The sequence below is a fragment of the Pseudomonas sp. 8209 genome (assembly GCF_028682105.1).
Classification (GTDB): domain Bacteria; phylum Pseudomonadota; class Gammaproteobacteria; order Pseudomonadales; family Pseudomonadaceae; genus Aquipseudomonas; species Aquipseudomonas palmensis.
Map to the genome: position 1 here is coordinate 465468 of NZ_JANIAH010000006.1, position 21199 is coordinate 486666.

Consider the following 21199-nt stretch of genomic DNA (forward strand, 5'->3'; position numbering starts at 1 on the left):
CCGGGTCAGAGCATAGCGTCACTTGGCGACGGATGCTTGACCGTCATCAACCACCTCGAAGCGCAGCACGCCGATCACCTGGCCGTCTTCGGTGAGCACGCGCACCTGCCAGTGCCCGACCGGGTTGCTGGGGAACACCTGCTTGTGGGTCCAGGCGCGGTAGCCTTCCTTGCGCCCGCCATTGATGTTCAGGGCAATGCGATCGACCTCTTTGCCGTCCTGTTTCCATACGTGGTAGATGCGTTCGTTGAGGCCGCGCGGGGCCTTGATCGCGGTATAGGCATAGAGCCCGGCGCTGCGGATCTGGCTGGCGCTGACCTGCTCCAGGCTGTCGCCGGGGGTGCGGTTCTGCAGCTGGGTGCTGATGGCCACTTCGGTCATCCACAGTGTCGCCGGCGGCACCCACGAGCGCAGCAGCCAGCCGCTGCCGCCAACGGCCAGGGTGACCAGCACCAGCATGGCGGCACGGCGCCAGTGATTGATCGGGAAGCTGCTGGCCAGGCTCGGGAACGACAGCAGCATGGCGATGCCCAGCGCCAGCTTGAAGCTCTGCGACGTGGTCAGGTGCAGGATGATCGGCAGCGCCGTGAGCAGCGCGGCGAACAGGGTCAGGGTGTGCAGGGCCAGGAACAGCCAGCGGCGCGGCGCCAGCCAGCGGTAGTACAGCGGGTCGACGATCGACACCAGCCCGGCGCCGGCCAGCAGGCCGGTGAACACCAGCTGTCCGCTGTTCCAGGTGGTGGTGACGAAGAAGAACGGCAGCACGAAGAACAGGCTTTCCTGGTGGATCATCTGCGTGGCGTAGCGCAGCAGCGGCTGCGGGATCTCGCGCTTGAACAGGCGGGTGAACAGCTGGGTGAAGGTGTTCTCGAACATCAGCCACAGCCAGCTCACCAGCAGCAGGATGGCGACCCAGCTGGCCAGGCCTTCCTGACGGTCGACCAGGATGAAACTGCCGATACCGGAAATGAAACCGCCGAGGGCGATGACCCCCGGGTAGCGCTTTATCAGGTCGATCAGGCGCAGGAGAAGTGCGGGCATGGTGGGGCGTTCGCTGGGTGAGGTAAAAATCTGTTACAGGATACGCTGCTTGCTGCGCTTGTAGGAGCCGGCGTTGCCGGCGAAGGCCGTTACGCGTTCGGCGTGGCTGCGCGGTGCGGCATTCGCCGGCAACGCCGGCTCCTACATCCGCGGTAGCGTCAGCGGCGCCGCCGCCATAGCAGCATGCCCGCCAGCAACACCCCTAGCCCCAACGCCCCCAGCCCCACCAGCTGGTCATACCCCAGCAACGGCTTCTCTACCCGCACATACCCAGGCTCGGCGAACAGCGCCTGCAGCGCCGCATCCGCATCCTCCAGGCTGACCTCGCGCAACCGGGTCTTCGCCTCGCCGACCCGACCGTCGGCATAGTCGTTCAACGCTCCCCAGTAGTAGTCGGCCAGCGCGCTGTTGCCCTGGCTGGTCCACGCTTCGCGGGCGATTGCCGCGGCCTTGATGCGCTCGAACGTGGCGCGGTCCAGGCCGTCCTTGCGCAGGCGCTCGATCATCTGCTCCAGGATCTGCTCGGCCGCCTCGACCTGATCGCTGTCCAGGTCGGCATTCAGGCTCAACAGGCCGGTGTCGCCAAAACGCTCGCGCTGCGCCGACGGCCCGTACGACAGGCTGTGCTGCAGGCGCAATTCGCGATACAGCGCCCAGTCCAGGTAGCGCTGCAGCAGGTCGTAGGTGGCGTCGTGGTTTTCATCCAGCACCGGCTCCAGGAACATCCAGTGCAACCGCGCACTGTCGCCCAGCCAGCCGCGGATCAGCTCGCGGCGCGCCTGGGCCTTGTGGGTCACGCCATCGAGTACCCGGCGCTCGCCCGGTTCCACCGGCTCCAGCTGGCCCCAGGTGCGCTCCAGGTAGGCGGGCAGCACGCGGTCCAGGCCGCCGACCACGATCAGGCTCATGTTGTTGGGGGCGTACCAGTGCTGGCGCAGTTCATTCACTTCTTCCAGGGTCATGTCCTGCACCGAGGAGCGCTCGGCACACTTGAGCCCCAGCTCCACCGCCAGTTGGTCGCTGGCACGGTGGCCGAGGTCCTGGCGGTCCAGCCAGCGCTGCAGGTGGGTGTAGTGCCCGCCGTCTTCACGCTCGACGATGCTCTTCGACACCTGCAAGGCGTTGGCATCGATACGTGTGTCCTGGAGCACGGCCAGCAGCAGGTCGAGCACCTTGCGCTGGTTGCGCGCCGGGGCCTCGATGACGAAGGTGGTGTCGGCGCTGCTGGTGTAGGCGTTCCATTCACCGCCCAGGGCCTGCATGCGTTCTTCCAGCCCGCCTTCGCCCGTGTCGTCGATACCGCTGAACAGCAGGTGTTCGAGCAGGTGCGGCAGTTCCTGGCGCGCGCACGGGAAGTCGTCGAAGCCGATGCCCACCACCAGTCGGATCGACACATGGTCGCGCTCGTAGCCGGGCTTGAGCAGCACCTGCAGGCCGTTGGGCAACAGGTAGCCCTCGACCTGGGTGCGGTCGAGGGCAAAGCTTGAAGGGGCGCCCAGCAACAGGCAGATGAACATCAGGCAACGCATCACAGGCTTCCTTGCACGGGTTCGGGGCAGCGTCGGGTCAAGGCGAATGGGCATCGTCCGGTACGCTGTCGATCATCAGGGCGCCGGTATCGCTGCCGCCCAGTACCGCATAGGCACTGCTGCAGAACAGCGAGTTGAGACGTTTCATGTCGGCGATCAGTTCCAGGTGCAGCGAGCTGGTCTCGATGCTCTGCACCACCTTGCGCTGCAGGCGGCTGACGTGGGCATGGGCCAGGCGCCGCTCCTGGGCGCGGAAGCGACGCTTCTCGCGCAGCAGCTGGCGTGCGCTGTGCGGGTCGCCACTGAGGAACACCGACAGGCCCAGGCGCAGGTTGGACAGCAGCTGGGTCTGCAGCACGGTCAGCTCCTCCAGGCCCACCTGGGAGAACTCGCGGCGCTGCGACGTCTTCTGCTGCTGCACCTTGCGCAGCATGCGCTCGATCAGGTCGCTGGCCAGCTTGAGGTTGATCGCCAGCTCGATGATCTCGGCCCAGCGCTGGCTGTCGTGCTCGCCGAGGTCTTCGCGGGGCATCTGCGCCAGGTACAGCTTGATGGCGTTGTACAGGCCCTCGACGTCGTCGCTGAGGGTGCGCACCTGCTGGGTCAGGGCGGTCTGGCTGCCGCGCAGCACGTTGAGCATGGCATCGAGCATGCTGTCGACCAGGTCGCCCAGGCGCAGGGTCTCGCGCACCGCGTTGGCCAGTGCCAGGCTCGGGGTGTCCAGCGCGGCAGGGTCCAGGTGGCGGGGCTTGGCGTGGCCGTTGGTTTCCTCGCGCTCGGGCAGCAGCCAGCGGCACAGGCGCCCCATTGGCGTCGCGGTGGGCAGCAGGGCCAGGCAGCGCAGGGTGTTGTAGATGAGGTGGAAGCCGATCACCAGCTCTTGCGGGCTGAAGGTCAGGCTGTCCATCCAGTGCACCAGCGGGTCGAGCACCGGGATGACCACCAGCAGGCCGATCAGCTTGTACAGCAGGCTGCCCAGCGCCACCTGGCGCCCGGCGGCGTTCTGCATGCTGGTGCTCAGGAACGCCAGCAGGCCGCTGCCGATGTTGGCGCCGATCACCAGGCCGATGGCCACCGGCAGGCTGATCATTTCGGCGCCGGCCAGGGTGGCGGTGAGCAGCACCGCGGCCAGGCTGGAATACGAGATCAGGGCGAACAGCGCGCCCACCAGGGCGTCGAGCAGGATGTCGCCGGTCAGCGAGGCAAACAGCACCTTGACGCCCTGGGCCTGGGTAATCGGTGCAGCGGCCTCCACGATCAGTTGCAGGGCCAGGATGATCAGGCCCAGGCCGATGCCTACGCGCCCCAGTTGCCCGGCGCGGGTCTGCTTGCGCGAGAGGAAGAAGATCACCCCGAGGAAGATCAGCAGCGGCGACAGCCACGACAGGTCCAGGGTCAGCACCCGCGCCATCAGCGCGGTCCCCACGTCGGCGCCGAGCATGATGGCCAGGGCCGGGGTGAGGGTCATCAGGCCCTGGCCGACGAACGAGGTCACCAGCATCGCGGTGGCGTTGCTGCTCTGCACCATGGCCGTGACCAGGATGCCGGCGATGAACGCCAGGGGCCGCTTGGCCATGTTCTGGCTCAGCAATCGGCGCAGGTTGGAACCGTACACCCGCAGGATGCCGGTACGTACGATATGTGTGCCCCAGATCAGCAGGGCCACGGCCGAGAGCAGGTTGAGCAGGGTCAGCATACTTACGGCCCCCTGTTAAGGCGCCCCAGTGGGGCAAGTGGATGACGCGGTGAGCCTGGCCTGGTGACCGGCGGTTTTTTCCAGTGCTCACTTAAGCTGTAGTCGGCCAAGGGCCGTGGCGCCAGCATGGCATGCATGCACAGGCTTTGAAACCTCGCGCGCCGGTTCGGGCAACTTCGCTGGCGCGTTGCCCTCCCAAAAGACAAAAGGCCCCATTCGGGGCCTGTTGTTCAACGCAGCCAGTGTTACTGACCCGGAATGTCCTTGCGAAGTTTCACCGGGTCGCTCTGCTGTTTCTTTTTCGCCGCCGCGGTGCGCATCTTGATGTTGATCGCCTCCACCGCCAGCGAGAAGGCCATGGCGAAGTAGACGTAGCCCTTGGGTACGTGCACGTCGAAGGCTTCTGCAATCAGCACGGTGCCGACCACGATCAGGAACGACAGCGCGAGCATCTTCAGCGACGGGTGCTTGTCGATGAACTCGCTGATGGTCCTGGCGCACAGCATCATCACCAGCACCGCGACGATGATCGCCGCCACCATCACCGGCACGTGGGACACCATGCCCACTGCGGTGATCACCGAGTCCAGCGAGAACACGATGTCGATGATCGCGATCTGGATGATGGTGTACAGGAACTTGCCACCGGCCTTGCCGGAAGACGGCTCGTCGTGGGTTTCGTCCTCGCCTTCGAGGCCGTGGTAGATCTCCTGGGAGCTCTTCCACAACAGGAACAGGCCGCCGAAGAACAGGATCAGGTCACGCCCGGAAATGCCCTGGCCGAACACATGGAACAGGTCGGCGGTCAGGCGCATGACCCAGGCGATCGACAGCAGCAGCAGGATGCGCGTGACCATCGCCAGCGCCAGGCCGAAGATCCGGGTGCGCTGCTGCATGTGCTTGGGCATGCGGCTGACCAGGATCGAGATCATGATGATGTTGTCGATGCCCAGGACGATCTCGAGAGCCGTCAGGGTAAAAAAGGCAACCCAGATTTCCGGGTTGGTCAGCCATTCCATGTGTGTTCCTTCGAGCGTGTGGGGCGTTGCGCGCCGCAGGGGTCGACGCGCAAGCGTTGGGATGAAACGGATGAATTATAGGCTGCTGAACAGCGGGAAAATTCCCATCAGCAGCGCCGCGAACATGATGCACAGGCACACCAGCACCGCCCATTTGAGGGTGAAGCGCTGGTGATCGCCGAATTCTATACCGGCCAGGGCTACCAGCAAGTAGGTCGAGGGTACCAGCGGGCTGAGCAGGTGGACCGGTTGCCCGACGATCGAGGCACGGGCCATCTCCACCGGGCTGATGCCGTAGTGGCTGGCAGCTTCGGCCAGCACCGGCAGCACGCCGTAGTAGAAGGCGTCGTTGGACATGAAGAAGGTGAACGGCATGCTCACGATCGCGGTGATTACCGCCAGGTACGGGCCCATCGCTTCGGGGATCACCGCCAGCAGGCTCTTGGACATGGCTTCGACCATGCCGGTGCCGGACAGGATGCCGGTGAAGATGCCCGCCGCGAAGATCAGCCCCACCACCGCCAGCACGCTGCCGGCGTGGGCCGCGACGCGGTCCTTCTGCTGTTGCAGGCACGGGTAGTTGACCACCATGGCGATGCTGAAGGCGATCATGAACAGCACCGGCAGCGGCAGCAGGCCGGCGATCAGCGCGACCATCAGGGCCAGGGTCAATGCGCCGTTGAACCACAGCAGCTTGGGCCGGCGCGCGTCGGGATATTGCGATACGCTGATTTCACTGTGGTCGATTTCATCGCCCGGCAGGTGCAGTTCGCCCAGGCGGGCACGTTCGCGCTTGCCGTACATATAGGCGATGGCCAGGATGGCGAACACGCCGAAGGCCATGGCCGGGATCATCGGCACGAAGATGTCGGACGGGTCGACGTGCAGCGCGCTGGCGGCGCGGGCGGTGGGGCCGCCCCAGGGGGTCATGTTCATCACCCCGCCGGCCAGGATGATCAGGCCGGCCATGATCCGCGGGCTCATGCCCAGGCGGCTGTACAGCGGCAGCATGGCGGCCACGCAGATCATGTAGGTGGTGGCGCCGTCACCGTCCAGCGATACCACCAGGGCCAGCGCGGCGGTGCCCACCGAGACTTTCAGCGGGTCTCCCTTGACCAGCTTGAGGATCTTGCGCACGGCCGGGTCGAACAGGCCGGAGTCGATCATCAGGGCGAAGTACAGAATGGCGAACATCAGCATCACGCCGGTGGGTGCCAGCTTGCTGATGCCCTGCAGCATCATCGGGCCGATCTCGCCCGAGAAGCCGCCGAACAGGGCGAAAATGATCGGTACCAGAATCAGCGCGATCAAGGCCGACAGGCGCTTGGTCATGATCAGGTACATGAAGGTGATGACCATGGCGAAGCCGAGGAAGGTCAGCATGGGGCAGTTACTCCAGGCGAGGCGCGTCGAGAAAGGGACGAACGGATCAGCGCAAGGTGCGCGGTGCTGGGAGTGACGGCGGGAGGGCAGGCAGAACGCGGGCGTGGAAGGACATCAGTATCACCATTGTTGTTGTTGATTGGGCCGGGCACTGCAGTAAAGTCAGAGCCCTGGCTGACCGGTCTTTTGCCGGAGGTGAGGCGATGCTAAGTGCCCAAGCTTTCAGCCAGCTTTCGGCAGCACAAAGGCGACAGAAGGTTTCATCAACCAGTGCGGGTCTGCAGGAGCGACGAGGATGGGCGAAGTGCATGAAGGCGGCTGCCATTGCGGCGCCGTGCGGTATCGGGTGGCAGGTGCGCTGGAGGATGTCGCGCACTGCCATTGTTCGGTGTGCCGGCGCGTGACCGGCGGGTTGCTGGTGACCTGGGCGACGGTGCGCTGCGAGGACTTCCAGTGGCTGCAGGGCACGCCGCAGCGCTACGACTCGTCGGCCAGCTGCGTGCGCTACTTCTGCAGCCGCTGTGGCGCGCACATGGCGCTGACCACCGACCTGAGCCCCGAAAGCATCGATATCACCATCACCACCCTGGACGCACCGGAGCAGGTGCAGCCGCGCCGGCATATCTGGACCGACAGCCGGCTGCCCTGGGTGCACCTGGACGAGCAACTGCCGGGCGAGCCCGGCGAGACGCTATAGCGCGGGCTACTCGATGATCACCCCGCCCAGGCCCTTTGGCGTATTGAACGACTGAGCGCGCAGTTGCTCGGCCTGGCGCAGGATGATCTGCGCCTGGCGGTTGCCAGGGTCCTGGCTGAGCACGCTGTTGGCCAGCGAACGGGCGGTGGCACCGTCACGACGGGCCAGGGCGCTGCGTGCCTGGCTCAGTTGCTGGCCCACCAGCCCGGCATTGGCTGCGCTGGCAGGTCGTTGTACGGGCGGGCGCGGGGTGGTGAGCGGACGCTGCTGCGCCGGCTGCACGACGCGAGCCTGTTGTTCCAGCTGTTGCTGGCGCTTGGCGAGCTGGGTTTGCTCGTCGCGTAGCTGCTGCTCCTTGGTGGCCAGCTCACGGGCCTGCTGCTCGCGTTGCGCCCGTTCGGCCGCAGCCTGACGAGCGGCTGCCGCACTGGCCGCGGCGGCTGCCGCCTGGGCCTTGGCCTGCTGGTCGCGCTGCTGGCCCTCGAGCCCGGCCTGGGCGCGTTGCAGCAGGCTGATGGCGCGCGGGTCCTTGCTCTCGATGCGCAGCGCGCTTTCGGCTTTTTCCAGCGCACAGTCGAACTGGCTGCTGCGCAGGCACGCCTGGCCGGCGGCCAGTTCGGCTTCGAACTGCTGCAGCGACTGGCGCTGGCTGGCCTGGTAGGCACCGTAGCCGAGTACCGCCACAACCACACCGGCGGCCAGGGCAAGCTTGCGCCCGAGGTTGCGCGACTTGGCCACCGGCGCCCCTTGCACTACCGGCGGTACGGGCGGCGGCGTCACTACCGGTGTGCTCACGATGCCTGCCGGGGCCAGCGTGTGCACCGGTTCGATCACCGGCGCGGGCACCGCTGCGGGCATGGGGGGCGGGGCCGCGCTCACCACGACCACCGGCGCCGGCGCGGCGGGTGCAGCGGCCACAACCTGGCTGCTGGCGCCGCAGTACGGACAGAACGCCACCGGGCCGCTCAGGGGCTGGTTGCACGCGCTGCTGGCGCAGTTGAGCGGGAAGGCCGGATTTTTCGCGGATGCGGACATGGGGCCTTCCTCAGTTCACAGGCGGTGGCGCCATCGGCGCAACGGGCGGTGGGGTACCGACAGGCGGCGCTGCGGCGGGCGTCGGGGCGAACAGGTGGGCCAGCTCGGCGATCTGCCCGGCGCCCAGCCAGGCGGCCATGCCTTCGCGCCACAACAGGCTGTCGCGGGTCACCTGGCCGGTCTGCACGTACTGCTGCAGCTGGCTGGTGGTGTACGGGCCATAGTTGGTGCCGGCCACGCTCAGGTGGTAGCTGTACTGCGGTGCGGCCACCGGCGGCGGCACCATGCCGGCTGCGCCTGGTGGCGGCGGTGGCGCCATGCCCGGCATGGGGGCGGCAACTGGCGCTGTGCTGGCGGCCGGCTGGAACAGGCTGTCGAGCCAGCCGCTGGTGAAGAAGTCCTTGAGCAGGGTGCGCTTCTCGCTGTGCTCGTCGTGCACTTCGTCGCGGTACACATCGGCGCGCGAGCCGCTGACCGGCTCGGTGAACTGCTGCAGCAACGCGCGCGCCTGCTCGACAAGGCGCTCGGCGTTGTCCGGGGCCTGGCGCTTGAGGCGGTTGTCGTACTCGTTTTTCAGCAGCTCGGCGATCTTGTACGGGAAGGTCTGGTACAGCGACGACACGCCGATTTCGTCCTGGCGCATCTGCGGCTTGTAGGCGCCGCGGCGCAGGTCTTCGAACAGCGCGACCATGGCTGCCAGTTGCTGCGGGCTGCGCAGTTGCTCGTAGCGTTGGCGCAGCTGGTCTTCGATGTCCTTGCGCTGCAGCTGGTTCAGGCCGTTCTGGCGGATCGCGAACTCGTCACCGACGCTGAAGTAGTCCTGGTCGATCATCAGTTCGTAGCGTTCCGACGGGTTGCGGCGCAGTACCCCCATCACGACCGCGTGCAGGTACAGCTTGAAGTCCTCGGCGAACTGGCGGTACTGCTCCTGGGTGAACTGGATCGGCTGCACGAACTGGCTGATGCGCTTGTGGCTGTGCAGCGGGATGGTGGTGCTTTCCTTGCGGTAGCTGGCCAGGTAGGTCGGCAGCGGGGTCAGCGCCGGCAGAGGGAAGCCGCTGAGCTCGGTAAAGCAGATCAGCTTGCCCGGGGTGCCCGACTCGACGAACTGGATCTGCCCGGCGGTCATGCCGGTGCCCTGTGGCAGGCACTGGCCGAGCATGGCGCCATAGGTGCGCTTGAACTCATTGGCGTCCTGCACGCCGACCAGGCAGGTGTAGCGGTCCTTGCCGATGCCGAAGCCGCCGGTGAGGTTGAGCGGGGTCCACGGCATGGCACGTTGCAGCAACTGGCGGAACTTCTCGCGCTGCTCGTCCGGGGTCAGCGCGGCCAGCGCACTGAGCAGCGGGTCGGTGCCCTGGGTCTGGCGCGGCAGTTGCTGTACGGCCTTGGCGCGCAGCTTGGACAGCAGCTCTTCCTGGCCCTCCTCGTCCTGCAGCTTGCCGAACAGGGTCTTGGAACCGCCGAAGTCCTTGAATGCGTCCTTGGCCCACTCGCGCACCTGGGCGCCGTCCACCGGTTGCTCTTCGTTGTTCTGCACCAGCGCCAGGGGGATCAGCGTGGCGTGTTTTTCCTTGATGCTGGCGTCGATCTTGCTGATGTCGGTCTCGATCCGGCGCAGCAGCTGGTCGACTGCGTTGCGCCCGTCCTGCAGACGACCGACGAAGCCGTTCCACACCGCACGACCGCTCTGGTCCACCGACTCCTTGCGGCCCAGCCAGTCGGACAGCTCGCGCAGCAACTGGGCCGCCTCGCGCGCGGCCACATGGCGCACGTAGAACAACAGGCTGTCGCGCAGGGTGTCCTTGACCTGGGTGAGCACGGTCTCGGCCTGCTTGTCCTTGCCGCTGAGGCGGGCCATCAGGCCGCCGCCGGTGGTTTCCTTGAGGCGCTCGAATTCGCGGGCCAGCTCCGAGGACTCCAGCTTCTCGGCCAGTTCCTTGAAGCGTGCGGCGTTCTTTTCCAGCGCCGGGATGATGCCGCTGCCTTCGTTTTCCAGGCGGTCCTTGAGCATCTCGACCAGGGCCAGGGTGTAGTCCAGGCCACCGCGCTCATCGTCGTCCAGGCGACGGAAGAGTTTTTCCGGCAGGGCGTCTTCGCGCACCAGTTCGGCCAGGCGGCGCTGGCGGTTTTCCTTGATGCGCACTTCGTGGTTGCGCTCGGCACTGTCGATGTTGCTGCCCTTGGTGTCGCGTTCCAGCTGCTGCTGGATCTCGCGCACGTGGGTCAGCCACTGGTCCTTGTCGGCGCCGCCGCTGTGCAGGCGTTCGAACAACGCTTCGACCTTCTGCTCGATCTGGGCGGTGATGCTGTTGTCGCCTTCCACCAGCAGCAGGTCGTCGGCGATCTGGTAGTGGGTGAACTCGCCGGTGGCCAGGGTCAGCTCGACCTTGGACAGGAAGTCCGGCAGTTCGGTGAAGGTACGCGGGGTGACGTTCAGCTGCTCGCGCAGGAAGTCGTCACGCTCGCGGTCGGTAGGACGGTTGTCGTTGGCCGAGGCGTTGGCGATGCCGAAGAACGCCTTGAGCATCTGCTGTACCTGACGGCTCAGGCGCACGTTCTGGCGCGCATCGATCTGGGTGTCGAGCACGGCCTGGCCGAGCGAGGAGTACGAGCACGGGAAGCGCAGCTCGGTGTCGTCGCCGTAGTCCTGGGGCAGGCGCACAGTGTAGGAGCGGATCTTGTGCTGGTTCTGGTTGACCGCGATCGAGCGCTTCTTGTTGGCGAAGTCCTGCGAGGTGAAGTCGGTGAACAGCACGTCCGAGAGCATCTCGTAGACGTCTTCCTGGTCGCTGGTCTTGGCCTGGGCGACGTTGCTGTTGTCGATGATGTAGACGTCATCGTACGGGCGGTTGTCGATGAACAGGTTGTCGGTGGCGTCCCAGTGCTTGACCAGACGGTTGCCGCGCATGCTGGTTTCCAGCTCCATAAGCGCCGCATAGCCGTTGGCCTGCACGCGCTCGGTGTTGTAGGCATGGAAGCCGCCGGGCAACACGAAGAACAGGTCGACCTTGCCGGCGATGTTGTGTTCCTTGAGGATCGCCTTGGCCAGGTAGCCCATGTCCAGGAACGAACCGGACCCGGTGCCGCCGGCCGCCGAGCCGCTGATGACGATACGGATCTTGCCGGGGTCGATTTCCAGGCCGAGCTTCTTGAGCTTGTCGGCGTTGCCGCCGATGTTGGCCAGCAGGCGCCCGACCTTGTCGCGCAGCTTGTCGCGGATCACCGGGTACTTGTCGTAGAAGTACAGGCGCGACAGCGCACGGATCTGCCCGGCGCCCTTGGAGGGGTCGATGCCTAGGGCGCGGATCTTGTCCGGGGTCAGCGGGAACCATTCGGCCACTTCACGGTGGCGGTTGAGCTCGTCCATCGAGTGGGTGTACTTGCTCAGGTTGAGCGGCTCGATGATCTTCTCTTCGGAGGTGAAGGCCACTTGCTCGGCCAGCACGTCGGTCTTGATCGACTTGCCGTCCTGGGTGACTTCACCAGCATCCAGGTCGAAGTTGATGAACTGCACCAGGGGGAAGTCGGCAATCTGCTGCACCTGGTTGTTGCCGCCCCAGATGGCATTGAGAATGCGCCGGCGCAGGCGAATGTTGACCTTCATGCCGGTACCGCCCAGGGCGATGAACAGCGTCGGGTGGATCTTCTCGCTGACCATGTTCAGCGCTGCCGGGCCGGAAGGTTGTGCATTCTCGTTCATCTGAAACTCCATGAGCCCTGGCTGGGCTGGCCGAGTCGGGTCGGCGGGCTAAATCCGTGGATCAAATTGAAGCGTCAGGCCAGGCCTGACGCGGGCAGTGCAGGCCGGGCTCAGCGCTTGGCCGAGAAGGTCATCAGCCAGGCCACCAGCGAAATGCCGGCCACGCCAGCCAGTGGTGCAAGGTACAGCGGGGTGAGGAACTGACCGGAGTTGATCACCGCCAGCACGGCCATGGCCGAGACCAGCAGCAGGCCCAGGAACAGGAACCAGCCCGAGGCGTTGGCGCGGCTGGGGGCCACGCGCTCGCGCACGCGCCAGTTGGCGTAGGCGTTCTTGATCACGAAGAAGATCAGCGCCAGTACTACCAGCACGGCCACGCCGATCAGAGCGTCACGGCTGTCGACCTTTTTCGGGCCCAGGTCCATCAGCGGCGCCGGAACGCTCAGGGTGGAGGTGGTGGTGGCCGGTGCGGCGTCGTTTTCTACGGGGGCTGGCAGGGAGCTGGTCTGGGTCATGATCGGGGTCCTGGGTTATTTGAGGCGCACGGCGACGTCGGCGGCGAGTTTTTCGAGGGTGGCGCCGAACAGGCCGCGCTTTACGGTCGCGACCTTGTTCTGCCGGGCGTCATAGACGCTGGCGCTGCTGAACGGCTTGAGCGGGTATTGCTGGGCGATGCCTTCGACCATCACCGTGACCGGCTTCTTGCCGCCGATCAGGGCCTTGGCCAGCAACAGGCCGATCAACGCCAGCACCAGCAGGGCCAGCAGCAACAGCACCGGGCCCAGCGGGTAGCTGATCTGCAGCACGATCGGCAGGCGGGTGGCCGAAGCGCTGGCTTCGCTGGACGGCAGGAACACATCGGGCAGTGCATCGTTGGGGAACAGCTCGTTCATGCGCTCGATGAACTGCTGGGAAATCTGCAGTTGCTGCTCGCTCAGGCGCACTTCGATGGCCCCGGCACGCTGGTAGCCGCTGGACAGCAGCACTTCGCTGGACCACTGCGACGGCAGCGGCGGCAGTTGCAGGCTGATCGACAGCTCGTCGGAGCGGGCGCCGGGTTCGAGGTTCTCGATGCGGTCCATCGAGATCGCCGACTGCAGGGCTTCGCCGGGCATGTCCAGGCTCATCGCGACCTTGGCCGAGTGGATCTGGTAGGGGTTGAACTGGTTCTCGAAGCGGCCCAGCAACACCGCGGTCTTGGGCGAGCCGTCGACGTTGATGTTGAGCACCACGGTCTGCTGGTCGGGGGCCAGCTCTGCACTGACGTCGGGGGTGTCCTTGACGCCGGTCGGGATGAAGCGCACGGCGGCCTGGGTCAGCGGCTTGAGGCGTACACGCGCGTCGTTCAGCAGTTTGGCCAGGGCCGGCTGGGCCAGCACCTGTTCCAGCGCGGCACCGGCATTGGCGCCGTAGGCCAGGGCGTAGATCATCAGGCCGTTGGCTTCGAAGTTGCTGCTCTTGACCGGCATCTTCTGCGGGAAGGCGGCGATGCGGCTGATCACGTCTTCCTTGTGCAGCAGGTCGTAGAACTCGCGGTTCTTGAGCTGGGTTTCGCTGCTGTTGTTGGGGCTGTTCTTGTTGTTGGTGACGATCCAGATGATGCCTTCGCGCCCTTCCAGGCCGGTCTTGATCGCGGCCAGCAGGGCTTCCTTGAAGTCGGTGTCGGCATAGGCGCCACTGGCCTTGCGTGCCAGGGCCAGGGCATTGACGCTGTCACCGAGCTTGGCGTGGGTGCCGGGGCCGCGGTAGGTCCATTGCGGCGAGGGGTGGCTGCTGTCGGCCTGGTTGAAGGCGCCGATCACCGCTTCGCCGTTGCCGGCGGCGGTGGCGGCCAGTTGCGTGATCAGCGGTTTGAAGCCCGAAGCCGGGTCGAGGTAGAACGGCTCCATCCAGCCGGAGTTCTGTACCAGAAACACCTGGCGCAGCGGTTGCGCCTGGGCGCTCAGGCACACCAGGCTCAGGGCCAGCAGCAGGCCACGGCGCAGCAGGCGGTTCATGCGTTCCATCGGTAGAGCGCTCCAGTCGAATCGATGTACAGCCACAGGGCGTAGTCGTGGAAGAACCACTGGGCGTTCCAGGGTTGGGCCACTTTGAGGGTGATGCTCAAGGGCGGCTGGCCCACACGTTCCAGGCAGAACTGGCTGTCGATGGCCTGGTCGTTGCCGAAGAACTGTTGCAGGCTCGACGGCCATTCGACGCGCACCGACAGCAGGTACTGGCTGTCGATGAACTCGATGAAGGGGTAGACCACTTCGCGCCGGGTGGGGGTGTTGTCGACGTCGTGCTCGCCCCAGGGCGCATCCAGGCGCACGTTGAACATGTAGTTCAGGTGCCCGGTGCTCAGGCGCGAGCCTTTGACTTCCTTGCGTTCGTCCGAGTCCAGGCGCAGGCAGTACTGCTCGCTGCCCTCGAACAGTTGCTGCCAGATGCCGTAGCCGTTGACGAACGGCGGGCCGTATTCGGGGCGGGCCTGGGCACCGGCGGGCCAGCTCAGCCACTGGGCGTCCAGCTGGGCGCCGAGCTTGACGCTGAGGTAGCCGTGGGCGCCGATCCACAGCAGGCGCCGCGAGGCCGGGTCGCGCAGTGGCGCGGACAGGCCCTGCAGGTGCGCCGGGTTGGCGTTGGCGATGGGGTGCAGGGTCCACTGTTCATTGTGGCGTGCCACCAGGCTGAAGCTGCCGTCGGGCATCTGCTGCGGGATCAGTACCTGGTCGTCGAGATCGCCGGGGGCGGCGATGGCACGGCCCGGGCAGCGGTCGACATGGTAGCGGCCATCGAGCGGGTCGACGCGCACCTCGGTGGCACCCTCGTCACAGGCCAGCAGCAGGCGTTGCTGTTCGCCCACCTCGCGCAGGCTCACGCCCCACGCCCAGCTGGGCAGGCTGCAACGGCCGATCGGGGTGCTGTGCGGCAACAGCGCCGCCCACTCCTGGGCCTGGCGCTGCCAGCGGAACAGGCTGCCGTCGCGGGCCAGCGCAAACAGCGCCTCGCGATGACCGCCCAGGTTGGCGACGAGAAAATTCAAGCCGTTCTTGCGTGGCAGCTGGTCGTACTTGTGCGCGGTGTTCAGGCTGCGCGGGGTGGCGCCGTCCAGCTTGCGGTACAACGCGGCGAGGGTGTGCTCGGCACCGTCGAGCCGGCAACTGCCCTCCACCACCCGGCGTCCGCTGCCGTTGCCATAGGGCGGCAACCAGCGTTGCTGGCGGTCGAAGCGCACGGGCGTGAGGGCTGTACCGGTCTGCGGGCAATGGCGGAAGCTGGCCGGCAGCCAGCCCTGCGCACCGGGCGCCTGCTGCGCACCGACGAGAAAGTCCAGGTCGGGCTGCGCGTCTTCCAGCGCCTTGCCGGCGACGTGGGTCAGGGAGAACCTGCCATGGGCATCCTGCAACCAGCGTTGCCCATCCAGCGACCACTCGTACTCGCGGTCGTCTCCGACTACGTCCATATAATCCCACCATGCCAACGGTCGTCCGTGCGCGGCAGTGCCTGCTTGAGGTCAGGCCGTCACGTCGAAAGAAAGAGGTTCTGCGAAATGTCCCGGCGCCTTTCGGCGGGGCGCAATGGCAGCCAAATGCCATTTTTCAAGCGGCGAAATAGTGGCACAGGCAGTTACAAAGTCAACTACCGACTCAGGGCAATTGCAGCCCGCCAGCGGCCTTGTGCAATGCGCGCAGGTGTTCGCCGAGCTGCTTGAGGTTGGCTTCGACGGCGGCGATTTCGGCGGCGCGCTCGGGGCCGAGCAAGGCGCGTACTTCCTTGTCCAGGTCGCCGGTCAGGCGCTGCAGTTGCTGCTGGCGCTGGCTGCTGGCCTGCTCCAGCTGCTGGCGTTCGCTGGCCTGGGGCAGCCCGTAGCCGCTGCCGCTCAGCAGTTCGGCCGGTTTGCTGAGAAAGCCGCTGTTGGCGAGGATCTGCTGCAGGGTGCTGTTGGCCTGGGCCACGTTGGTGTCGTTGAGCTCGCGACCGCTGAGGTAGCGCTGCTTGACCTCGTCTTGGGCCAGCAGCAGCTGGCGGCGCAGGCCGGCCTGTTCCAGCAGCAACAAGGCCGCGCTGGTGCGCAGGTCGGCCTGGGCGAACCATTGCTGGCGCTGGGCGGGTGGCTGTTCGAGCCAGGCCTCCACGCTGGCCTGCGGCACCGGCAGGTGCTGCTTGAGCACCTGGAACATGGCCTGGTAGCGGTCGCGGTAGGAGTCGAAGCGGTAGCCCAGGCGCAAGGCTTCGCGCGGGTCGTCGAGCACGCTCATGTCGGCCAGGCCACGACCCTGCAGCACCTCGAGCAGGCCATTGGGCATGATGCTGTCGAGCCCGGCCAGGCGCGGGTTGCCGGTGCCGCTGCGCAGCAGCTTGAGGGTTTCGACCGCGCAGTTGTTGGACAGGAAGTAATAGTGGCCGTCGTAGTTCCAGTGCATCTCGGCAGCCTGGCGCACCAGGTCTTCGATTTCGTCCCGGTCGAGCTTGAGCGGGATCGAAGCCAGGCTGCGCAGTTCGGTCTTGGTGTACTCGTCGATCACCTGTGCCAGTGGCAGCACGAACAGGCGCGAGGGGTAGGCGCCGGTCAGGCCGTCCCAGCTCGATAGCTGCACGTCGTTGACGAAGGCACGGTACGAGAGCACCAGGTGCTGGTCCAGGTCCAGGCGGCAGTCCGGACCGCGCGGGCGCCCCGGCGCGCAGATCACCAGGCGCAGCATGCTGTGGCCCCAGCGGCTGACCCAGTTCTGGTTGGCTTCGGCCAGCAGGAAGTCCACGGCGTACACGCGTTCGGGGTCGACCTGGCCCAGCGGCTGCTTGTCGAAGTCGTTGCCGGCGTTGAGGAACGGCAGCCCCGGCGCGCACTCGGCAGCGGCAGGCGCCCAGTCGAAATGCTCGCGCAGGTACTTGTAGAGGGCCGGGCGGCGACAGGCGTAGCTCGGGTCGAGGAGGAAGTACTCCATGTTGACCGCTATGAATTCCTTGGGGCTGCTCAGCTCGTAGCTGTCCGGGGTGCGCGCGATCTGGCGGTTGTGCTGTTCGCGCTCGCCACGCCGGCCCACGTATTGCGGCCAGCCGGCGAGGTCGAGCAGGCGCGGGTCGTCGCTGAGGGTGAAGCGGCGTTCGGTCTGGCCGCGGCATTCATCGGGCAGCCCCACCTTGCCCAGGCTGGTGTTCTGGCGCACGCAGCGGCTGATCAGCCGGCGCTCGGGCGCTGGCCACAGGCGGGCGCGGTCATACAGGTGGGTGAGCTCGTGGAGAACGGTAGCCAGCAGCTCCTGGCGCACCGTGCCATGCGGCCGGCCGGTCTGCGCGGTGGCAGCGCTGCCATCGGTGAGGCCCGGCAGCAGGCGCCGGTTGAGCTCCAGGCTCGATACCAGCGACGCCTGGCCATAGGCGTCTTCGGGCATGCGGGTGGTCCAGGAGACGTCGACGCGGCGGTCCAGTTCAGCCTTCAAGCGTGGCGGCAGGGCCTGCAGGGCTTCGTCGAGCAGTGCCTGGCTGGCCCGCTGCTGTTGCGGGTCGAGGCCGTCTGCCTGCAGGTGCAGTTGCAGGTCGGCCAGCGCAGGGGCGCCGAGCAGCGTCAGTACGCTGCCCAACAGCCAGGCAAGGGGTTTCACAGCGACAGAATGGCTTCGGCCAGCACCTGGTCGCTGGCGTCGCGTGCTTCGGGGACGCGCTGGCGCAGGGTATCGAAGGCAGCTTCCAGTTGCGCGCCACGGATATCGCCACGGCTGGCGACGAAGCTGGCGGCATCGTCACGGGCCTCGCGCACGACCTTGGAGTCGCGGATCGAGGTGGTGGTGTCGGAGGTGAAGTCGATCGAGCGGCCAAAGGCACGCACGATGATATTGCTGGTGGCCACCAGGGTTTGTGCCTGGACCACGTCGGCCAGCAGCATCAGGCCGAGGGTGGCGGCAATCAGCGGTTTACGCATGGAGCATCTCCGGAAAATCGGTTGTGATCATTGGACGAGAATTGCCTGCGCCAGTTCAAGGTCGCTGGCATGAAGTTCGGGGGTGTGCTGGCGCAGTGCGTTCAGCGCGGCTTCCAGCTGTGCGCCACGCAGGGCGCCGTCGCTGGCGACGAAGGCGGCGGCATCGTCGTGGGCGGCCAGGATCAGCTTGCGATCGAACGGGGCGGTGGTCACCTTGCTGGTGGCGTAGCCCGCAATCACAAGGCTTTGAGTGGTCAGGTCGAAGGCCTGGGCGGCAGTCGACGCGCAGAGTGCGAGCAGCAGCGGTAGCAAATAACGCATGAGGTCTGGTTGGCTGTGAAATCAGGCGGCAAGGCTATCCCAATGCGCGGGTGGGGACCAGCGCAGGGTACCCGGCTTTTACACGTTGTTACGTGTACCGGGCCCTTGCGCGGTTCAGATAGCCAGGATCGCCTGGGCCAGTTGGGCGTCGGAAGCCTGCAGGGTCGGGGCCTGCTGGCGGATGTGGGCGAAGGCGCTTTCCAGTTTCACACCGCGGATGGCGCCCTGGCTGGCGACGAAGCTGGCGGCGTCGTCACGGGCGGCGCGCACGATCTTGTCATCGCGCAGCGATGAGGAGGCATCGGAGGTCGCGTTGGTGGAGGCGGCAACGCCACGCACCACGGTATCGGTGGTGACCACGAAGCTGGATGCGTGGGCAGTGGAGGCCAGGGCCAGCAACATTGCGGAGCCAAGCAGGCGGGTACGGGACATGGTCGATCTCCTGAATATGGGCCCGGCTATTATGCAGCAGGTGGTGCAGCGGCGTCTGCTTCGCCGGCTCCTGCAGCGCAACTGTACGATTGTACTGGTGATATTTTGGTTTATAAAAACTGTACTGGTTTTTGGTTCGAAGGCTCTGGCGCGGGCCTTTCAAACAAAAAACCCGTCAGCAGTCACCTGCGACGGGTTTTTGAATTCGGGGGTGCCGGCGTTGGCCGGCGGGCCCTGCATCAACGCCAGAAAGGCTTGCTCAGCTCTTCGTAACGTTGTGCTTCGCTGATACCGGCATCAGCCAGCAGACGCGAGTCCAGGCGAGCCAGTTGGTGGCGGCTGGCGATGCGGCGTTGCCACAGCATCAGGTTGGCCAGCAGGCGCAGTGGCAGCGAACCCTGGGATTGTTGAGCGTTGTTTTCAAAAGCCAGATCGGAACTGAGTGTACGTTCCATGGTGTCATCCTTCCGCTTGTGGCGGCATTAGGTAGTGATTTAACTGATGCCAATGATCCTCCTGTGTCGTCCATAACAGTAGATACAGTTCACCTGCATTGTGATGGGCCAGTTAACTGTTTATGCAGACTGTTGCACTCGGATTGGACGCAACTGTACTGGTCCGCACTGAAATGGTGCAATTTAGGGTCAGTGAGGGGATTTTGCGTAGGAAGGTACCGTCAAAACACCGGTACAGTAGAACAGTTTGTGTAACAGTTGGACGGGCAACTGTACAGCCGGTGCGCATTGCGCGCCACCGGCTGTACAGGGACGGCTTCAGCTGGCCAGCATGCGCCCGGTTTCTTCCAGGTTTTCATGCCACTGCAGGGCTTCGCGCAGGATGTGCGGGGTGTGCCCACCCTTTTCGCAGGCGCGGGTGAAGTAGTCGTTCAGTGCGTCGCGGTAGTCCGGGTGCACACAGTTGTCGATGATCACCCGGGCGCGCTCGCGCGGCGCCAGGCCACGCAGGTCGGCCAGGCCCTGCTCGGTGACGAGGATGTCCACGTCGTGCTCGGTGTGGTCCACATGGCTGACCATCGGTACCACGCTGGAGATCGCGCCGCCCTTGGCGATGGACTTGGTGACGAATATGGCCAGGTGCGCGTTGCGCGCGAAGTCGCCCGAGCCACCGATGCCGTTCATCATGCGCGTGCCGCACACGTGGGTGGAGTTGACGTTGCCGTACAGGTCGAACTCCAGTGCGGTGTTGATGCCGATGATGCCCAGGCGCCGTACCACTTCAGGGTGGTTGGAGATTTCCTGCGGACGCAGCACCAGCTTGTCCTTGTAGCGCTCCAGGTTGCCGAACACGTCGGCGTTGCGACGGGTCGACAGGGTGATGGAACTGCCCGAGGCAAAGCTCAGCTTGCCGGCGTCGATCAGATCGAAGGTCGAGTCCTGCAGCACTTCGGAGTACATGGTCAGGTCTTCGAACGGCGAGTCGATCAGACCGCACATCACCGCGTTGGCGATGCTGCCGATGCCGGCCTGCAGTGGGCCGAGCTTGTTGGTCATGCGCCCGGCGTCGACTTCCTGCTTGAGGAAGTTGATCAGGTGGTTGGCGATACCCTGGGTTTCGTCGTCCGGCGGCAATACGGTGGACGGCGAGTCCGCCTGCTCGGTGATGACGATGCCGACGATCTTGGCCGGGTCGATCGGGATCGCGGTGCTGCCGATGCGGTCATCGACTTTCACCAGCGGGATCGGCGTGCGGGTCGGCCGGTAGGTCGGGATATAGATGTCATGCAGGCCTTCGAGGTTGGCGTTGTGCGCCATGTTGATCTCGACGATGACCTGCTTGGCGAAAATGGCGAAGCTGGCCGAGTTGCCCACGGAGGTGGTCGGCACGATGTGGCCGTCTTCGGTGATCGCGACCGCTTCGATGACCGCGATGTCCGGCAGCTTGAGCTGCTGGTTGCGCAGTTGCTCGACGGTTTCCGACAGGTGCTGGTCGATGAACATCACCTTGCCGTCGTTGATGGCCTTGCGCAGGGTGCTGTCGACCTGGAACGGCATGCGACGGGCCAGCACACCGGCTTCGGTCAGCTGCTTGTCGAGGTCGTTGCCCAGGCTGGCGCCGGTCATCAGGCTGATTTTCAGCGGCGACAGCTTGGCTCGCTCGGCCAGTGCGTGGGGCACGGCCTTGGCTTCGCCGGCACGGGTGAAACCGCTCATGCCGACGGTCATGCCGTCCTCGATCAAACCTGCGGCATCGGCCGCACTCATTACCTTGCTGTGCAAAGAGGACAAGCGAATACGATCACGGTACATGGATTATTATCTCGGGCTACTAAAGCTAGATGCGCAGTCTATTGATTTCGCCTGTCGGCGTCCCGCGACCAAGGTCGAATGCGAAGGCCTGAAGTAGAGCCTTCTGTCGGCTGGGCGGGCATGAAAAAGCCCCAGCCGGTACCGCGCTGGGGCTATTTGTCACAGCCTTTTCAA

General features: G+C 65.6%; 17 protein-coding genes. 1 reads left to right on the top strand and 16 read right to left on the bottom strand.

Translation table 11 applies throughout. From position 1 onward, the window contains the following. Positions 1 to 18 precede the first annotated feature (18 nt). The 5 genes from NP552_RS16215 to NP552_RS16235 all read right to left on the bottom strand — a co-directional run bounded on the left by NP552_RS16215 (position 19) and on the right by NP552_RS16235 (position 6668). Positions 19 to 1041, bottom strand: coding sequence for a DUF5924 family protein (locus NP552_RS16215; RefSeq protein ID WP_054916017.1), 1023 nt, complete (start codon positions 1039 to 1041; stop codon positions 19 to 21). 158 nt (positions 1042 to 1199) lie between these two features. Next, positions 1200 to 2570 carry a M16 family metallopeptidase gene (locus tag NP552_RS16220; RefSeq protein ID WP_274096909.1) on the bottom strand — a complete coding sequence of 457 codons (1371 nt, stop codon included), beginning with the start codon at positions 2568 to 2570 and terminating at the stop codon, positions 1200 to 1202. A 37-nt stretch (positions 2571 to 2607) separates the two neighbouring features. Further along, positions 2608 to 4266: a Na/Pi cotransporter family protein gene (locus tag NP552_RS16225; RefSeq protein WP_043862318.1), complete on the bottom strand. Its 1659-nt coding sequence runs from the start codon at positions 4264 to 4266 to the stop codon at positions 2608 to 2610. Positions 4267 to 4511: 245 nt separating this feature from the next. Further along, a complete protein-coding gene (locus NP552_RS16230; protein WP_043862319.1) occupies positions 4512 to 5285 on the bottom strand; it encodes a TerC family protein in 774 nt (257 codons plus the stop codon). Between the two features lie 75 nt (positions 5286 to 5360). After that, positions 5361 to 6668 carry a CitMHS family transporter gene (locus NP552_RS16235; RefSeq protein WP_043862320.1) on the bottom strand — a complete coding sequence of 436 codons (1308 nt, stop codon included), beginning with the start codon at positions 6666 to 6668 and terminating at the stop codon, positions 5361 to 5363. A gap of 295 nt (positions 6669 to 6963) precedes the next feature. Between NP552_RS16235 and NP552_RS16240 the strand changes: the two genes are divergently transcribed. Continuing rightward, positions 6964 to 7365, top strand: a complete 402-nt coding sequence (locus NP552_RS16240; RefSeq protein WP_274096910.1) for a GFA family protein — start codon at positions 6964 to 6966, stop codon at positions 7363 to 7365. Between the two features lie 6 nt (positions 7366 to 7371). On the opposite strand, the gene NP552_RS16245 is transcribed toward NP552_RS16240, so the two are convergent. The 11 genes from NP552_RS16245 to NP552_RS16295 form a co-directional block, all read right to left on the bottom strand. Then, complete coding sequence (locus NP552_RS16245; protein ID WP_274096911.1) at positions 7372 to 8400, bottom strand: hypothetical protein; 1029 nt, start codon at positions 8398 to 8400, stop codon at positions 7372 to 7374. Positions 8401 to 8410: 10 nt separating this feature from the next. Continuing rightward, entirely contained in the window at positions 8411 to 12103 is a 3693-nt protein-coding gene (locus NP552_RS16250; RefSeq protein ID WP_210015320.1) for a tubulin-like doman-containing protein, read from the bottom strand. Between the two features lie 110 nt (positions 12104 to 12213). After that, positions 12214 to 12618 (bottom strand): hypothetical protein, encoded by a 405-nt coding sequence (locus NP552_RS16255; protein WP_054916013.1) that lies wholly within the window; start codon positions 12616 to 12618, stop codon positions 12214 to 12216. A 15-nt stretch (positions 12619 to 12633) separates the two neighbouring features. Further along, the gene (locus NP552_RS16260) at positions 12634 to 14109 is read right to left on the bottom strand and encodes a hypothetical protein (RefSeq protein WP_213606668.1); all 1476 of its coding nucleotides are present in this window, start codon (positions 14107 to 14109) and stop codon (positions 12634 to 12636) included. Then, on the bottom strand, positions 14097 to 15548 hold the full coding sequence (locus NP552_RS16265) for a hypothetical protein (protein ID WP_213606670.1): 1452 nt from the start codon (positions 15546 to 15548) through the stop codon (positions 14097 to 14099). The genes NP552_RS16260 and NP552_RS16265 overlap by 13 nt, the downstream gene beginning before the upstream one ends. Before the next feature lie 184 nt (positions 15549 to 15732). Further along, positions 15733 to 17688, bottom strand: a complete 1956-nt coding sequence (locus NP552_RS16270; RefSeq protein ID WP_078481905.1) for a DUF7844 domain-containing protein — start codon at positions 17686 to 17688, stop codon at positions 15733 to 15735. Next, entirely contained in the window at positions 17685 to 18005 is a 321-nt protein-coding gene (locus NP552_RS16275; protein ID WP_043862327.1) for a DUF2388 domain-containing protein, read from the bottom strand. Before NP552_RS16275 ends, NP552_RS16270 begins: the two co-directional genes overlap by 4 nt. 27 nt (positions 18006 to 18032) lie before the next feature. Beyond that, entirely contained in the window at positions 18033 to 18326 is a 294-nt protein-coding gene (locus tag NP552_RS16280; RefSeq protein WP_054916009.1) for a DUF2388 domain-containing protein, read from the bottom strand. Between the two features lie 114 nt (positions 18327 to 18440). Then, on the bottom strand, positions 18441 to 18758 hold the full coding sequence (locus NP552_RS16285) for a DUF2388 domain-containing protein (RefSeq protein ID WP_274096912.1): 318 nt from the start codon (positions 18756 to 18758) through the stop codon (positions 18441 to 18443). Positions 18759 to 18997: 239 nt separating this feature from the next. Continuing rightward, entirely contained in the window at positions 18998 to 19213 is a 216-nt protein-coding gene (locus NP552_RS16290) for a DUF1127 domain-containing protein (protein ID WP_043862330.1), read from the bottom strand. Positions 19214 to 19531: 318 nt separating this feature from the next. Then, complete coding sequence (locus tag NP552_RS16295) at positions 19532 to 21025, bottom strand: acetyl-CoA hydrolase/transferase family protein (protein WP_043862331.1); 1494 nt, start codon at positions 21023 to 21025, stop codon at positions 19532 to 19534. Positions 21026 to 21199 lie beyond the last annotated feature (174 nt).

Bases quoted from the DNA above. Each gene is read 5' to 3' on its own strand.
- NP552_RS16215 (WP_054916017.1), bottom strand. From the start codon at position 1,041: ATGCCCGCACTTCTCCTGCGCCTGATCGACCTGATAAAGCGCTACCCG.
- NP552_RS16220 (WP_274096909.1), bottom strand. From the start codon at position 2,570: ATGCGTTGCCTGATGTTCATCTGCCTGTTGCTGGGCGCCCCTTCAAGC.
- NP552_RS16225 (WP_043862318.1), bottom strand. From the start codon at position 4,266: ATGCTGACCCTGCTCAACCTGCTCTCGGCCGTGGCCCTGCTGATCTGG.
- NP552_RS16230 (WP_043862319.1), bottom strand. From the start codon at position 5,285: ATGGAATGGCTGACCAACCCGGAAATCTGGGTTGCCTTTTTTACCCTG.
- NP552_RS16235 (WP_043862320.1), bottom strand. From the start codon at position 6,668: ATGCTGACCTTCCTCGGCTTCGCCATGGTCATCACCTTCATGTACCTG.
- NP552_RS16240 (WP_274096910.1), top strand. From the start codon at position 6,964: ATGGGCGAAGTGCATGAAGGCGGCTGCCATTGCGGCGCCGTGCGGTAT.
- NP552_RS16245 (WP_274096911.1), bottom strand. From the start codon at position 8,400: ATGTCCGCATCCGCGAAAAATCCGGCCTTCCCGCTCAACTGCGCCAGC.
- NP552_RS16250 (WP_210015320.1), bottom strand. From the start codon at position 12,103: ATGAACGAGAATGCACAACCTTCCGGCCCGGCAGCGCTGAACATGGTC.
- NP552_RS16255 (WP_054916013.1), bottom strand. From the start codon at position 12,618: ATGACCCAGACCAGCTCCCTGCCAGCCCCCGTAGAAAACGACGCCGCA.
- NP552_RS16260 (WP_213606668.1), bottom strand. From the start codon at position 14,109: ATGGAACGCATGAACCGCCTGCTGCGCCGTGGCCTGCTGCTGGCCCTG.
- NP552_RS16265 (WP_213606670.1), bottom strand. From the start codon at position 15,548: ATGGACGTAGTCGGAGACGACCGCGAGTACGAGTGGTCGCTGGATGGG.
- NP552_RS16275 (WP_043862327.1), bottom strand. From the start codon at position 18,005: ATGCGTAAACCGCTGATTGCCGCCACCCTCGGCCTGATGCTGCTGGCC.
- NP552_RS16280 (WP_054916009.1), bottom strand. From the start codon at position 18,326: ATGCGTTATTTGCTACCGCTGCTGCTCGCACTCTGCGCGTCGACTGCC.
- NP552_RS16285 (WP_274096912.1), bottom strand. From the start codon at position 18,758: ATGTCCCGTACCCGCCTGCTTGGCTCCGCAATGTTGCTGGCCCTGGCC.
- NP552_RS16290 (WP_043862330.1), bottom strand. From the start codon at position 19,213: ATGGAACGTACACTCAGTTCCGATCTGGCTTTTGAAAACAACGCTCAA.
- NP552_RS16295 (WP_043862331.1), bottom strand. From the start codon at position 21,025: ATGTACCGTGATCGTATTCGCTTGTCCTCTTTGCACAGCAAGGTAATG.